16 protein-coding genes are annotated in these 13,726 nt (G+C 64.3%); 15 read left to right on the top strand and 1 reads right to left on the bottom strand.

Translation table 11 applies throughout. The features are described from left to right. Positions 1–54 precede the first annotated feature (54 nt). On the top strand, positions 55–513 hold the full coding sequence (locus D5687_RS04030) for a hypothetical protein (RefSeq protein WP_125198471.1): 459 nt from the start codon (positions 55–57) through the stop codon (positions 511–513). Positions 514–515: 2 nt separating this feature from the next. Here D5687_RS04030 and D5687_RS04025 read toward each other — a convergent pair whose 3' ends face one another. Continuing rightward, complete coding sequence (locus D5687_RS04025; RefSeq protein ID WP_125198470.1) at positions 516–1,433, bottom strand: LysR family transcriptional regulator; 918 nt, start codon at positions 1,431–1,433, stop codon at positions 516–518. A gap of 156 nt (positions 1,434–1,589) precedes the next feature. On the opposite strand from D5687_RS04025, the gene D5687_RS04020 reads away from it, so the two are divergent. The 14 genes from D5687_RS04020 to D5687_RS03955 all read left to right on the top strand — a co-directional run bounded on the left by D5687_RS04020 (position 1,590) and on the right by D5687_RS03955 (position 13,707). Further along, positions 1,590–3,011, top strand: a complete 1,422-nt coding sequence (locus D5687_RS04020) for a form I ribulose bisphosphate carboxylase large subunit (RefSeq protein WP_125198469.1) — start codon at positions 1,590–1,592, stop codon at positions 3,009–3,011. Positions 3,012–3,054: 43 nt separating this feature from the next. Then, positions 3,055–3,387 (top strand): ribulose bisphosphate carboxylase small subunit, encoded by a 333-nt coding sequence (locus D5687_RS04015; protein WP_125198468.1) that lies wholly within the window; start codon positions 3,055–3,057, stop codon positions 3,385–3,387. A gap of 63 nt (positions 3,388–3,450) precedes the next feature. Further along, the gene (locus tag D5687_RS04010) at positions 3,451–6,237 is read left to right on the top strand and encodes a CsoS2 family carboxysome shell protein (RefSeq protein ID WP_125198467.1); all 2,787 of its coding nucleotides are present in this window, start codon (positions 3,451–3,453) and stop codon (positions 6,235–6,237) included. Between the two features lie 21 nt (positions 6,238–6,258). Next, positions 6,259–7,821, top strand: coding sequence for a carboxysome shell carbonic anhydrase (locus D5687_RS04005; RefSeq protein WP_125198466.1), 1,563 nt, complete (start codon positions 6,259–6,261; stop codon positions 7,819–7,821). Then, complete coding sequence (locus D5687_RS04000) at positions 7,818–8,069, top strand: carboxysome peptide A (protein WP_058575620.1); 252 nt, start codon at positions 7,818–7,820, stop codon at positions 8,067–8,069. The genes D5687_RS04005 and D5687_RS04000 overlap by 4 nt, the downstream gene beginning before the upstream one ends. A 1-nt stretch (position 8,070) precedes the next feature. Beyond that, complete coding sequence (locus D5687_RS03995) at positions 8,071–8,319, top strand: carboxysome peptide B (protein WP_125198465.1); 249 nt, start codon at positions 8,071–8,073, stop codon at positions 8,317–8,319. Between the two features lie 44 nt (positions 8,320–8,363). Beyond that, positions 8,364–8,660 carry a BMC domain-containing protein gene (locus D5687_RS03990; RefSeq protein ID WP_058575618.1) on the top strand — a complete coding sequence of 99 codons (297 nt, stop codon included), beginning with the start codon at positions 8,364–8,366 and terminating at the stop codon, positions 8,658–8,660. 69 nt (positions 8,661–8,729) lie between these two features. Continuing rightward, positions 8,730–9,026, top strand: coding sequence for a BMC domain-containing protein (locus tag D5687_RS03985; protein WP_125198464.1), 297 nt, complete (start codon positions 8,730–8,732; stop codon positions 9,024–9,026). A 139-nt stretch (positions 9,027–9,165) separates the two neighbouring features. Beyond that, complete coding sequence (locus D5687_RS03980) at positions 9,166–9,495, top strand: BMC domain-containing protein (RefSeq protein ID WP_125198463.1); 330 nt, start codon at positions 9,166–9,168, stop codon at positions 9,493–9,495. A gap of 39 nt (positions 9,496–9,534) precedes the next feature. Next, complete coding sequence (locus D5687_RS03975; RefSeq protein ID WP_158611739.1) at positions 9,535–9,945, top strand: bacterioferritin; 411 nt, start codon at positions 9,535–9,537, stop codon at positions 9,943–9,945. Between the two features lie 28 nt (positions 9,946–9,973). Beyond that, positions 9,974–10,252 (top strand): 4a-hydroxytetrahydrobiopterin dehydratase, encoded by a 279-nt coding sequence (locus tag D5687_RS03970; RefSeq protein ID WP_158611738.1) that lies wholly within the window; start codon positions 9,974–9,976, stop codon positions 10,250–10,252. A 35-nt stretch (positions 10,253–10,287) separates the two neighbouring features. After that, complete coding sequence (gene parA / locus D5687_RS03965; protein ID WP_125198460.1) at positions 10,288–10,926, top strand: ParA family partition ATPase; 639 nt, start codon at positions 10,288–10,290, stop codon at positions 10,924–10,926. Then, positions 10,923–11,285, top strand: coding sequence for a hypothetical protein (locus D5687_RS03960; protein ID WP_125198459.1), 363 nt, complete (start codon positions 10,923–10,925; stop codon positions 11,283–11,285). The genes parA and D5687_RS03960 overlap by 4 nt, the downstream gene beginning before the upstream one ends. Before the next feature lie 70 nt (positions 11,286–11,355). Beyond that, positions 11,356–13,707: a nitric oxide reductase activation protein NorD gene (locus D5687_RS03955; protein ID WP_125198458.1), complete on the top strand. Its 2,352-nt coding sequence runs from the start codon at positions 11,356–11,358 to the stop codon at positions 13,705–13,707. The last annotated feature ends 19 nt before the right edge of the window (positions 13,708–13,726 follow it).

The following is a 13,726-nucleotide window of genomic DNA, read 5'->3' as shown; positions in this document are numbered from 1 at the left end:
TCTGCGGGGTAGTGACTGTCACACCCCGCCGGAACACGTAACCCGGAGTCCGTGATGACCCAGCCGTCACTCGATCTGCGCGACGAATTCGACTACCAGCCCGAGCTCATCGCCCGGCTGGTCGACGTCTACGAGATCGCCAACAACCATCGCTGGATCTACGCCAGCGTGATCGCCCTGACCGGCGCCTTCTTCATGCTGCAATGGTCCCTGCTGGCCGACACGGCGCAATACGGGCATCCATGGGTGGGCGTGCCCCTGATTGCCATGGCCGTCTGGCTCGCGCTGGCACCGGCGGCAACCGTCGCCAAGTGGGTGGCCCTGCCGGCCCATTTTAGCCGCGACTACCTCTCCTACCGCGACATCCACTGGATGCAGCAGATGACCGAGCGCCACCCGGTGCTGGTCACCAGCGCCGAGCCTTTCCTGAACGCGCGCGAACCCGTTCCGGTTGGCGCGTTGCGGGAATTCTGGGCGCCGCTGGTGCGCGAGGAAGAGCGCCAGAAGCGCTAGTCTCACGTCTTCTTAGGAAGACGCACCTGCCGCTCGGCCTGCTCGAGCACGTGATCGTGAAAGCTGCGCATCACCGGCGTGTCTCGCTTGCCCTGGCGCTGGACCATGTACCAGTGCCGGATAATCGGTAGCCCGTCGACGTCCAGAATCACCAGCCGGCCGGTCTCTAACTCAAGCTCGAGGGTGTGCTGCGACACGATGCCCACACCCAGACCCGCCTCGATTGCCTGCTTGATCGCCTCGTTCGAACGCATTTCAAGCCCCGGTTTGACCGCCAGGCCATGCTCCTCGAAGAAACGCTCGATCGCCGCCCGCGTGCCCGAGGCCGATTCTCGCTGCACGAAGCGGTGCTGCGCGAGTTCCTCGAGCGCAATCGACTTGCGCCCGGCCAGGGGATGATCCGCCGCGGCGATCGCCACCAGCGGGTTTTCCAGGAACGCCTCGGAATGCAGGTCTGCATCCGTTGGGGGCTCGCCCATGATCACGATATCGGTCTCGTTGTGAGCCAGTTGCCGAAGCAGGCTCTGCCGGTTAGTCACGTCCAGGCTGATCGACACCCCCGGGTAGCGCTTGGAGAAGTCGGCCAACAGCCGGGCGACGAAGTAGTTCGCCGTACTCGCGACGCTGACACGCAGGTGGCCGCGGTGCACCCCCTTCATGCCCTCTAGCACCTCCTCGGCCTCGGTAATCACCTCGAGGATGCGCTGGGCGTATCCATACAGTTCCCTTCCGGCATCCGTGAGGTACAGTTGACGACCGGTCTGCTCGAACAGGGGCAGATCGACATTGCTCTCGAGTTGACGAATCTGCATCGACACCGCGGGTTGAGTAAGATGCAGCTTCTCGGCTGCCTTGGTGTAGTTGAGGAGCTCGGCCGCGGCGCTGAAGACGCGCAGCTGGTGCAGTGTGAATCGAATCATCGGCTAACCCATAAGGCTTTCTTTATGGTGAACATCACTTATTTTGAATTGCTTTGATGGTCGCTGGACGTATAGTATCGGCCGAGACGAAAGAGGGGGCCTTCCCCTAGGTCGATCCCAAACCCAATGCCAACCTTACCCTTCCGGAGGATCGCTATGGCGAACAAAAGTTACAGCGCGGGCGTAAAAGATTACCGCGAAACCTACTGGATGCCGGAGTACACGCCGCTCGACACGGATCTGCTGGCGTGCTTCAAGATCACCCCGCAGCCGGGCATCGACCGCGAGGAAGCCGCTGCCGCCGTTGCAGCCGAGTCCTCCACCGGTACCTGGACCACGGTGTGGACCGACCTGCTGACCGACATGGACTTCTACAAGGGCCGTGCGTATCGCATCGAGGACGTGCCCGGTGACGACTCCGCCTTCTACGCGTTCATCGCGTACCCGATCGACCTGTTCGAGGAAGGCTCTGTCGTCAACGTGTTCACCTCGCTGGTCGGCAACGTATTCGGCTTCAAGGCCATCCGTGGCCTGCGCCTGGAAGACGTTCGCTTCCCGATCGCCTACATCAAGACCTGTGGCGGTCCCCCGCACGGTATCCAGGTCGAGCGTGACAAGCTGTCCAAGTACGGCCGTCCGATGCTGGGCTGCACCATCAAGCCGAAGCTGGGCCTGTCGGCCAAGAACTACGGCCGTGCGGTCTACGAGTGCCTCCGTGGTGGTCTCGACTTCACCAAGGACGACGAGAACATCAACTCTCAGCCGTTCATGCGCTGGCGTGACCGCTTCCTGTTCGTTCAGGAAGCCACCCAGACTGCCGAGAACCAGACCGGCGAGCGCAAGGGTCACTACCTGAACGTCACCGCGCCGACTCCGGAAGAGATGTACAAGCGTGCCGAGTTCGCCAAGGAAATTGGCGCACCGATCATCATGCACGACTACATCACCGGCGGTTTCACCGCGAACACCGGTCTGGCCAAGTGGTGTCAGGAAAACGGCGTCCTGCTGCACATCCACCGTGCCATGCACGCTGTTATCGACCGCAGCCCGACCCACGGTATCCACTTCCGTGTACTGACCAAGATCCTGCGTCTGTCCGGCGGTGACCACCTGCACACCGGTACCGTCGTAGGCAAGCTGGAAGGCGACCGCGCCTCCACGCTGGGCTGGATCGACCTGCTGCGTGAATCCTTCATCCCGGAAGACCGCTCGCGTGGCATCTTCTTCGACCAGGATTGGGGCTCCATGCCGGGCGTCTTCGCCGTCGCTTCCGGTGGTATCCACGTCTGGCACATGCCGGCACTGGTCGCCATCTTCGGTGACGACTCTGTCCTGCAGTTCGGTGGTGGCACCTTGGGTCACCCGTGGGGCAACGCCGCTGGCGCCGCCGCCAACCGTGTCGCTCTGGAAGCCTGTGTCGAGGCCCGCAACCAGGGTCGTGACGTAGAGCGTGAAGGCAAGGAGATCCTCACCCAGGCTGCCCAGCACAGCCCGGAACTGAAGATCGCCATGGAAACCTGGAAAGAGATCAAGTTCGAGTTCGACACCGTCGACAAGCTCGATACTCAGAACCGCTAATCCAGGCCTTCTTAACCAGAATCTGACTCATAGGTAAGAAACCATGAACCAAATGCAGGACTACAAGACGACGGTCAAGTTCGAGACTTTCTCCTACCTGCCGCCGATGACTCCGGACCAGATCCGCGCTCAGATCGAGTACGCCATTGCCCAGGGCTGGAGCCCGAGCGTGGAGCACGTCGAGCCGGAAAACATGATGAACCACTACTGGTACATGTGGAAGCTGCCGTTCTTCGGTGAAGACAACGTCGAGAACGTGCTGGCCGAGATCGAAGAGTGCCATCGCAAGTACCCGGGCCACCACGTTCGCCTGGTTGCGTATGACAACTTCACCCAGAGCCAGGGTCTGGCCTTCGTGGTTTACCGCGCCGGCTGATAAGCGATGCGGCTGCCCGCCTTCGGGCAGGCAGCTTAACCATCAACACGAGGTACAACAGGCATGCCTGTACAATCTGGAAACAATGCAGCCAGAAATCGTGCAGCAGCTCACGCCCGACGTGAGGAGCTTTCCCGTGGTGGCAACACCGCGGCAGCTTCTCAGGGTGGCGGCAGCCTCGCCGGTCTGACCGGCAAGGACCTGGCCCGCGCCCGTCGTGCGCAGTTGTCTGCACACGGCAAGAACGCCAGCACCTCGACCTGGAAAACGGCTGCGTCGGCCGCTCGCCAGAACCCCGCGGCATCGCGGGATTCCGGTAGCAACGGCGCTGCCGCCTCACAATCCCACGCATCCGGGTCCACCGAGGAATCCGTTGACGAGATGTGCTCGCTCGCCGAGTCCGATCCGAGTCAATACGGTTCCGAGGCAGATCTGGTGCGGTCCGTTTGCCGTACCCGTCGCCAGGCCATGGCGAAGTACGGCAAGAGTGCACTCCCGCCGAAGCCCGCCTCCCAGGGTGGCCCGGGTCGCAAGCAGATGCCCTTCGCTGACGAGGTTCGCTCGCAGCCGAAGCCGGCACCGGCTAGCAACGAGACCCAGGCCGACTCCGAGCACGAGGCTTCGTTCGAGTCACTCTGCACGGTCGCCAAAAAGCGTCCGGCCCGCCTTGGCCCGCAGGCCAACCGCGTGCGCCAGATTTGCCAAGCTCGCCGCGAGGCGATGGCAAACAAGGGCAAGCGTGCGTTGCCGGCCAAGCCGGCCTCGCAGGGCGGTCCGGGACGTGTGGGGTACCAGGTTCCGGGTTATCTGGACACCAGCGCCAGCGGTCGCGAGGCGGCCATGCGCCATCGCGAGATGCTGTGCCACTACGGCCGGGGCAGCTCCCCGTCCTGCCGTCCTACCGGACGTCGCAAGACCGATACCACCAGCGAGGCGTCCACGCCAAAAAAGGTGGAAACCGGTCACACGATTTCCGGCCGTGAGGTGAAGGGCACCCAGGTGGAGCGCTCCCATCGCGTTTCGGGTAACGAGTCCGGCAGCTGCCGGATGATTTCGGGTACCGAGTACATCGGTAACGAGCAGTACGAATCGTTCTGCTCCACCCGCCCGCAGCCGAACGCGCCGAAGGTTCGCACGTCGACGACCGCCAGCGGTCGTGGCGTCAGCGGCACCGCGGTAGGCCGAGCCGCCCAGGTCACCGGTGACGAGCGCGGGACTTGCGAGTCCGTGACCGGCACCGAGTACCTGAGCAGCGAGGACCTGCAATCGTTCTGCGGCACCAAGGCCCGCCCAACCCACGCCAACAAGGTGGTGGAAGGTCGGACCGAGAAGCAGATGCGTGTGACCGGTAGCGACGAATTCCGTCCAGCCCGGGCCACCGGTGGGGAAACGGGCGCAAGCCGGTCGATCACCGGGTCCGAGTACGCGGATTCCGGCGTAGCGCGGATGACCATCAACGGGGCACCGAAAAAGGTGGCGGAAACGCATACCTACACCGGTCGCGCCGTGTCAGGCACCGCCATTGGTCGGTCCAGCCACGTTACGGGTGACGAGCCGGGCACCTGCCGCAATGTCTCCGGTACGCAGTACCTGAGCTTCGAGCAGTACGAGTCGTTCTGCGACACGCGTCCCGAGCCGGGCCACCAGAAGGTCGGCGTCGACCAGTCGCGCCACGGCGAGCGGATCACGGGCAATCTCGTGGACCGTAGCGAGCGTGTGACGGGTAACGAGCCGGGCTCCTGCTCCCGTGTCACGGGTTCTCAGTACGGTGAACCGCGTCTTTGCGGTGGCGGCGTCGACAAGGTGCAGTCCATGCACACCCTCGCGGGTCGTGGACTGACCGGTCAGCGCGTCGACCATCACCCAAAGATGTCCGGTGACGAGCAAGGGGGGTGCATGCCCGTCACCGGTACCGAGTATTACGGCACGGAACACTACGGTGCCTATTGCTCGGGTTCGCCCGCACCCCACGCTGAGAAGGTCGAGACGTCGATGACCTGTGACGGCCAGACCGTTGGCGGCACGCCGATGGACCGGACCGATCACGTCACCGGCAACGAGTACGGTTACGACCACTACGTCAGCGGCACGCCCTACGCCAACGCGATGCACACCGGTTGTGCCGCACCGACCAGCTACCCGCTGGCCGCGCGGACCCAGCCGAGTGCTCGGTACGCGCCTCAGGCGGCTTACGCCCAGCCCCAGGAGCCGATCTCGGCCCCCGAGGACTTCAGCGTGAACCCGCCGGCACGCGCCGCTCGCGGTCGCGTCACGGGCAGTTCGTTTGACCAGGGTAGTGGCCGCATCACCGGCCCGGGCAACATGGCGATGGGACTGATCACCGGCACGCCGGAGTTCCGTCACCCTGAGCCGAGCGCCGCGCATCCGCGGATGGGTTCGATCATGCCGACGCCGACGCCTGCCCCGCAGGCAGCGGCTCCGGCACCCGCACCCGCCCCGGTCGCTCCGGCACCGACTCAGAACGCGCCGGCACAGCCGGTGGAAGCCGCCCAGCCGCAACCGGAGATCCCGGCTGCCGCTCCGGCCGACGCCGCGCTGCAGTGTGCTCCCGAAGCACAGGTCCGTGAGCGTGTCACTGGCGAAGGCGGTGAACGCTGCCGCATCTCCGGTGATGACTGGTCTCGCAACGGTTCGGTGACCGGTACCGAGGGCCAGTGGGCCCAAGGCCGCAACCCGTCCATGCGTGGTCAGGCTCGTGGCGCCGTACGCAATGCCTGGGTCAACCGTGAAGTGCCGCGTCCGGATGTTCCGGCATCCAAGATCACCGGCAGCAGCGGTAGTGACATGAACGGCTCGACGATCACCTACTCCGGTGGTGCTCGAGGCTAAGTGGCAGGAATGAACGGTCAGATGACACAGCAGCCGTTTCGTCGCAGCAGTCAGGGTGCGCCCCGACTGGGTCAGCGTCGGGCGCCGTTCGGTCTGGGCGCACCCAGTGGGCTTCGCAGCCCGCTGGGCACACCCCAGCCGGTCGCGCACCCGGCCTGCCCCTCGCTGCCGGAACGCGGTTGTCATCACCCGCTCACCAACCACGAGGCCAACCGACAACTGGCGTATTGCGAAGACTCCGTCAAGGAGCGGTTCGATCGCATCGTTCCGTTTCTCAAGGAAGTGGCCGCCCTGCCCCGTGACGGGCAGCTGGGCGACCGCATCCAGGATCTGGCCCAAAACCGGCTGGGCCATGGCTTCGATGAGGCCCTGGTCAACGACAGCTGGATCGAAGGCCCGGACCTGAAGGGGCTTTTCGCAAGTGCCAACTTTGAGGCGCTCAACTCTGCTACCAAGCAGTTCGGGCGCAAACTGGAAGACCAAAAGGACGACGCACTGTCCACGAGCAGCTTCTTCCTCGACTGCGGTTTTCACGCGGTCGATATCAGTCCCTGCTCGGACGGACGGTTAAAGGGCCTGATGCCGTTTATCTTTCGGCTCCCGCCCTGGTCGTTCACTTATCGCAAGGCGTATGCCGGCGCACTGTTCGACGTCGAAGAGGATCTTCGGCTCTGGAGCGAAGTCGAACTCCGCCGGTTTCGCGAGGGCGTGCCGAATCGGGCTGACGAGGGTACCCGCTATCTCAAGATCGCGGTTTACCACGGCAGTTCCTCGGACCCTCACCATGAAGGCTGCGCCGCGCATGGCAGCGACGAGCGCAAGGCAGCCGAGGCCGCACTGGATCGGCTGCAGGCCTTCCGCCAGGCAGTGGAGAACACCTACTGCTGTGGTGCCAGCACGGACATCCTGCTGGTCGGTGTCGACACGGACACGGACGCGATTCGCGTCCACGTCCCCGACGCCAACGGCGATGTCAGCGTGCACCGTTACATCGACAACGCCTACCTGTACCAGGAGACGTTGAACCTGGAGCGCGATGCGGCCCATCTGGCCATTTACGATGCCATCCGCTCGGTCAACGAAACCGACGACTGGGGGCGCACGACCGGGGGCGAACCGCACGACGGCATGCGGCGGTTCGTTGCCAACCTGCTGATCAACAACCTGTCACAGATCGATTACGTGACGGAGCGTTACCAGGGGCGCTACCCGGCCGAGATCATCGGCCACGCCGAGCGCTACATCAGCGTCGGCGATGGCTTCGAGGAGGTGCAGATGCGCAATCTGGCGTATTTCGCGCACCTCCACACGGTGGAAGAGAACACGAACGACCTGGACGTCGGGATCAAGATTTTCCGCAAGCTCAATGTGAGCCACGGACTGCCCATCCCGATCGCCATCCACTTCCGTTACGACGGTCGTGTTCCGGGTGGACGCGAACGGGCCGTGGCCCGGGCACAGCGGGTCTGCAATGCGATCCGCGAGCGTCACTCGGAGCTGGATGAACAGGACATGCTGTATTTCCAGCTGACCGTACAGGACCGCCCGTCGGGCAGCGAAATTGAAGAGGTTTCTCAGGCATGAAGATCATGCGGGTCGAAAAGACCTTGGTCTCGACCAATCGGATCGGCGAGCTGGGCCACCGCCCGCTCCTGGTCGTGACCGACAAGCCGGGCGGCACGCCGCAGGTTGCCGTTGACGCGATCGGCTGCATCCCGGGTGACTGGGTGATCTGCGTTGGTTCCTCGGCGGCTCGGGAAGCGGCTGGTAGCAAGTCCTACCCGTCCGACCTGACCATCGTCGGGATTATCGACCAGTGGTCCGCTGAGTGACATGGAGATCATGCAGGTACGTTCCGACCTGGTGGCCACGCGGCGTGTACCCGGGTTGAAACATGTTTCCTTGAGGGTGCTGGTCGACCAGTCCGGCAAACTCAACGTCGCGGCCGATCCGGTCGGGGCACCAGAGGGTAAATGGGTCGTCACCGTCAGCGGTTCCGCCGCCCGGTTGGCGCTCCCGGATCCCACGATCCAGACGGATCTGACAATTGTCGGCATCATCGATCACTGGGATCCTTGCTGACATTAGGTTTTCGTTTTAACAAGTCGTTCGAGAGGAGAGACAAGATGGCTGATGTATCCGGTATCGCACTGGGAATGATTGAAACACGCGGTCTCGTGCCGGCTATCGAGGCGGCTGACGCCATGACCAAGGCTGCCGAGGTTCGCCTGGTTGGTCGTCAATTCGTCGGCGGTGGCTACGTGACCGTTCTGGTCCGTGGTGAGACCGGCGCGGTCAACGCCGCCGTTCGCGCTGGCGCTGATGCGTGTGAGCGTGTTGGTGACGGTCTGGTTGCTGCGCACATCATCGCGCGTGTCCATTCCGAAGTAGAAAACATCCTGCCGAAAGCCCCGGAAGCCTAAGGCGGATTTACGTAATGTCGGCGTCCTGACGTCGCCGACTGATTCAACTACAGCTTGGGAGTAACTCAAATGGCTGATGTATCCGGTATCGCACTGGGAATGATTGAAACGCGCGGCCTGGTGCCGGCAATCGAAGCGGCTGACGCCATGACCAAGGCTGCCGAGGTTCGCCTGGTTGGTCGTCAGTTCGTCGGCGGTGGTTACGTGACCGTTCTGGTCCGTGGTGAGACCGGCGCGGTCAACGCTGCCGTTCGCGCTGGCGCTGATGCGTGTGAGCGCGTTGGTGACGGCCTGGTCGCTGCGCACATCATCGCGCGCGTCCACTCCGAGGTAGAGAACATTCTGCCGAAAACCCCGGACGCCTAATTCCGGGTACTTTGAGCAGGCTCCTGTGGTCGTGTCCCCGTGACACGACCCTGTCTGCCAACCAGATTCTTTTTCAGGAGCCGTACAGACATGAGTGCTGACGGCTCTTGTTGGATTGACTGACCCGAGGGTTCACTACATGGCTAATTCCGGTATTGCACTGGGCATGATCGAAACGCGTGGCCTGGTCCCTGCCATCGAGGCAGCGGACGCGATGACCAAGTCCGCGGAAGTGCGGCTGATCGGCCGCTCGTTTGTCGGTGGCGGTTACGTCACCGTCCTCGTGCGCGGCGAGACCGGTGCCGTGAATGCCGCCGTCCGTGCCGGCGCCGATGCCTGTGAGCGCGTCGGCGACGGCCTGGTGGCCGCCCACATCATTGCCCGCGTGCATGGTGAGGTCGAGTCGATCCTGCCGGAGGATGCCGCCCACTGCGAATCCTCCTGGTGCGTCCCGTCCATGGACGCGTAAACGTGGCTGATCCTATGAATTGAGGGGTTGACCATGATCATGCGATCGAATTCGCGTGTGATCGGGCTGCTTGGACGAGCCCTGGAACTGGAAATGGAATCCGCCCAGCAGCATGCCACCCGTGCCACGTTGGCATCGCTCTGGGGCCAGCACTCGCTGGCAGAACAACTGACGCGCCTGTCGGACGAGGAAATGGGGCACGCCGACCTCGTCACCCGGCAGATGCTGCTGTTGGGGTTCGCCCCGCCGGCGCTCTCCCTCGCCCCGGTCCGGCCCGGCCGGGACCCGGAGGAACTTTTGGCCCTCAGTCGGGCCAAGAAATGGGAGACCGTTCGGTTCTACGAGGATGCGTCCAACTGGTTCCGGCGTTTCCAGCCGGACGAGACCGGCGCCCTCTTCACCCACCTCTTCAACGAGGAGCTGGGCCACGTCCGTCAGCTCGGCGGTTAGGCAACACGAGTTCTCAGGGAGAACGCACATGGTTGAGACGACCGACATCCAGGTGGACGGCTGGCAGACCCAGAAGCGCCCCCCCATGCTGATCCGCAAGTTCGAGTTCGAGGACTATTCGCAGACGCGTGATTTTCTCGATCGCCTCGCCGAGGTGTCCGAGGAAATGGGCTACCACCCCAGCCTGCAATTCGACCGCACCCAGGTCAGCGTCAATGTCTCCCCGCTTGAGGAGACGCTCGGCGACCTCGAGGTGCGTTTCGCCAAGCAGGCGACCGAACTGGCCGAGAAGACCCAAGCGGGTTAACCAGGCAGGCTAAGCCCATCAAGGAGGGTGACACCATGGCCGCACACGTCATCGCACTGGCCAACCTCAAGGGCGGCTGTGGCAAGACCACGCTGTCGATCAACCTCGCCTCCGGACTCGCCCGGCGCGCCGAGGTGGGCCTGATCGACGCCGACCCCCAGGGTGCCCTGCGCCACTGGTCGGGCTGGGGCGAGGCCAAGTCCGGCCTCCCACGTCTGTTCGACGACCACGACGATGCCCACGCCAACCTCGCGGCGGCACGCCAGCATTGCGACTACGTGATCGTCGACTGTCCGCCGTCACTCGACATGAACGTGACCATCGAGTTGCTGCTTCACAGTCACCAGGTCCTGATCCCCGTTCTCCCCTCGCCGCTCGACCTCTGGGCGAGCGCCGACACCGTCAAGGCGGTGAACAAGGCGCGCGAGAACGGCAACCAATCCCTTTCCGCGGCTCTGTTGCTCAATCAGACCGAACCGCGTAGCGCCATGACCCGCGCCATGCAGAATGCCGTCGCGGGACTTGGCTTGCCCGTCCTCCCGGCGGCCGTCCGCCGTCGGGCCGCCTATCGAACGGCGGTCGTGGAGGGAGTGAGCGTCTACCAGCTTGGCGGCCGTGGTCGTGCGGCGGTGGACGAAATCGAGAACATCATCGACGAGGTAACGTCACCATGAGCAAGTTGGAAGACAAGCTGAGCGCCAGCGTGAAGTCGGACTCCGAGTCCAAGCCGACCGAGACCCCCAAGACCGAATCCAAGCCGGCCGCAACCAGCAGCACGGCAAGCAAAACGACGGCAGCAAGCAGCTCTGCAAGCAAGCCGGCGGCGTCCACCTCCACCGCCCGCAAGGCACCGGCCAAGCGATCCGCCCCGGCCCGCAAGGCACCGGCGACGAAAACCGCAGCCAAGAAGCCGACAGCCAAGCCGAGCACCGCGACCAAGTCCTCGACCACCCGCAAGCCGGCGACCAAGCCGAAGAAGGCACCGGGTCTGGGCGAACAGCCGCTGCACCCGCGCCGTGTTTGGCCGGACTGATCCCGCCTCCCGGCCGGCCTAGCGCCGGCCAACTTTCTTCCTTGTCAACAGCAGAGCCACGATCGACGTCATGACGAGTGCACGGCTAGAAGACCAGGAGCGCCTGGACGAACTGGGCGAATCCGCGCGCGAGATCCTCGAGATCCACTGGGTGGACGCCTCGCGGGTCTTCCCGCCGCGTGCCCTCGAAGCCTATCTCGAGGGTGCGATCAGCCTGCAATCGCTTGGACGTGGCGAGGAACTGGTCCTCGCCTATATCGAGAGCACTCCCCAGGTGGCACGGGAGCTTGGCACCGATGCCGCCTTCGAGTTGCTCTCGATGTCGATAAAGATGTTCTCCAAGACCAGTGCCGCGGTCCTCGTCCTGCTGTTCTCCACCGCTCCGGTGGCGGCGAGCCGCCTGGGCGAGGCCTCTCTGTTCCAGCAGTACCTGTCACTGGTCAACTACATTCTGGCGCAGGCACCGCGCGCCCTGCGCCCCATGCTCACGCAGCTCGACCACCTGCTCGAGGTGCTTACCCTGGGCGGCCTGCGACGCTGGGCCACCTGGGGCATCAATGCCCACCGCAACGACTTCGAGGCGCTGGACGCCTACTTCAGCCTGGCGAGTGCCGATGCCGACGCCGTCCTGCAGAAAGAGCGCCGCGGCACCCTGTTCGTCGACGTCCAGCGCCGCCTGGTGATGTACCTGCGTGCCCTGTGGGCGCGCAACTTCCTGCTGCGTCCCACCTCGGGCGACTTCGAAAGCCGCCAGGGCTACCGCCCGTTCATCGAGGGGCCGTTCATCAACCTGCCCGATGCCTTCGACGACTACGTCGACCGCGATGATTCCTCCGTCGATGGCGTCAACCTCTACCGCGCCTCGGCCGCCCACGCCGCGGCACACATGATCTACTCGGGCTTCGATGCCGAGTCGGAAGAGGCCACCAAGCTCCAGCAGACCTTCATCGGCCTGATGGAGGACGCGCGCGTTGAAACCCTGGCCGGCAAGGACTTCCCCGGGCTGGCACCGTTGTGGACGCGCATCGCGCGCATCGCGGTCAATCGCCACGAGGAAACCGATTCCGAGCGCGTGGGTCCGCTGCTCGACCGCATCGCCCTCGCCCTGCTCGACCCGAACTACGCCGACGATCACCCGCTGATCGCCCAGGCACGCGAGGCGGTGAGCTCCATCCGCGAGGATCTCGAGGACTACGAGCGGGTCCGCCAGGCCGGCTTGGCACTGGCCGATCGTTCCGAGCAGATGGGCCTGCACTTCAGCCCCAGCCAGGACGTGCCCAGCATCCCCTACCGCGACGACAACCGCTTCCTGTTCGAGAAGCCGGAGTCGGCCTTCGAGGTCCAGCAGCAGGGCAGCGTCGACGACAAGCGTCGCTACGTCTCGCTGCTGGAGATGCTCAACTCGCTGGACGTCGAGTACATCTCCGCCGAGGACGCCGACGAGATCTGGGTGCTGGGCACCGAGCTCTACGACAACCACGGTCGCAAGTACTCGGACATCTTCGCCGAGGACCGCACCCTATCGCCGGTGCACTACCACGAGTGGGACTACATGTCCCAGCTCGAGCGCCCGTTCTGGACCACGATCAACGAGAAGCGCCCGGTCGACGGCGACCCCGAAGCCATCGACGCGATCCTCGAGCGTCACAAACCGCTGGTCCGGCGTCTGAAGTACCTGATTGAGGGCATCCAGCCGCAGGGCGTGGTGCGCGAGAAGAAGGTCGAGGACGGCGACCAGATCGATCTCAACGCGGCGGTCAACGCGATGATCGACATCCGCATGGGTCAGACGCCCGATCCGCGCATCGGTATCCGCACCCGGCTGCAGGTCCGCGATCTGTCGGTGATGCTGTTGATCGACCTGTCCGAGTCGACCAACGATGCCATCGGCCGCGGCGACGACGAGACCACGGTGCTGGACCTGTCGCGCGAGGCGGCCACCCTCCTGGCCGACGCGATCAACCGGGTAGGTGATCCGTTCGCGATCCACGGCTTTGATTCCAACGGCCGCCACGACGTCGAGTACTACCGCTTCAAGGACTTCGGCGAGCCGTATGCCGACAAGGCCAAGGCGCGCCTGGCCGGCATGACCGGGCAGCTGTCCACGCGCATGGGCGCGGCGCTGCGTCACGCGGGCGCCGTGATGCGCCAGCGGCCCAGCCAGCGCAAGCTCGTGCTGCTGCTTTCCGACGGCGAGCCCTCGGACAACGATGTTCGCGATCCGCAGTACCTGCGCCACGACACCAAGAAGGCGGTCGAGGAGCTGCATCGCCAGGGCGTCGAGACCTTCTGCGTCACCCTCGACCCCAACGCCGACGAGTACGTCTCGCGCGTGTTCGGCCCGAAGAACTTCATGGTGCTCGACCACGTCTCGCGGCTGCCGGAAAAGCTGCCGGCGCTGTACCTGTCGATGACCCGCTGATCTGCCGGGACGGCGATCA

The sequence above is a fragment of the Guyparkeria sp. SCN-R1 genome (genome assembly GCF_003932495.1).
Classification (GTDB): Bacteria; Pseudomonadota; Gammaproteobacteria; order Halothiobacillales; family Halothiobacillaceae; genus Guyparkeria.
This window is presented reverse-complemented; position numbering and strand designations above follow the sequence as displayed.

Bases quoted from the DNA above. Each gene is read 5' to 3' on its own strand.
- D5687_RS04030 (WP_125198471.1), top strand. From the start codon at position 55: ATGACCCAGCCGTCACTCGATCTGCGCGACGAATTCGACTACCAGCCC.
- D5687_RS04025 (WP_125198470.1), bottom strand. From the start codon at position 1,433: ATGATTCGATTCACACTGCACCAGCTGCGCGTCTTCAGCGCCGCGGCC.
- D5687_RS04020 (WP_125198469.1), top strand. From the start codon at position 1,590: ATGGCGAACAAAAGTTACAGCGCGGGCGTAAAAGATTACCGCGAAACC.
- D5687_RS04015 (WP_125198468.1), top strand. From the start codon at position 3,055: ATGAACCAAATGCAGGACTACAAGACGACGGTCAAGTTCGAGACTTTC.
- D5687_RS04010 (WP_125198467.1), top strand. From the start codon at position 3,451: ATGCCTGTACAATCTGGAAACAATGCAGCCAGAAATCGTGCAGCAGCT.
- D5687_RS04005 (WP_125198466.1), top strand. From the start codon at position 6,259: ATGACACAGCAGCCGTTTCGTCGCAGCAGTCAGGGTGCGCCCCGACTG.
- D5687_RS04000 (WP_058575620.1), top strand. From the start codon at position 7,818: ATGAAGATCATGCGGGTCGAAAAGACCTTGGTCTCGACCAATCGGATC.
- D5687_RS03995 (WP_125198465.1), top strand. From the start codon at position 8,071: ATGGAGATCATGCAGGTACGTTCCGACCTGGTGGCCACGCGGCGTGTA.
- D5687_RS03990 (WP_058575618.1), top strand. From the start codon at position 8,364: ATGGCTGATGTATCCGGTATCGCACTGGGAATGATTGAAACACGCGGT.
- D5687_RS03985 (WP_125198464.1), top strand. From the start codon at position 8,730: ATGGCTGATGTATCCGGTATCGCACTGGGAATGATTGAAACGCGCGGC.
- D5687_RS03980 (WP_125198463.1), top strand. From the start codon at position 9,166: ATGGCTAATTCCGGTATTGCACTGGGCATGATCGAAACGCGTGGCCTG.
- D5687_RS03975 (WP_158611739.1), top strand. From the start codon at position 9,535: ATGCGATCGAATTCGCGTGTGATCGGGCTGCTTGGACGAGCCCTGGAA.
- D5687_RS03970 (WP_158611738.1), top strand. From the start codon at position 9,974: ATGGTTGAGACGACCGACATCCAGGTGGACGGCTGGCAGACCCAGAAG.
- parA (WP_125198460.1), top strand. From the start codon at position 10,288: ATGGCCGCACACGTCATCGCACTGGCCAACCTCAAGGGCGGCTGTGGC.
- D5687_RS03960 (WP_125198459.1), top strand. From the start codon at position 10,923: ATGAGCAAGTTGGAAGACAAGCTGAGCGCCAGCGTGAAGTCGGACTCC.
- D5687_RS03955 (WP_125198458.1), top strand. From the start codon at position 11,356: ATGACGAGTGCACGGCTAGAAGACCAGGAGCGCCTGGACGAACTGGGC.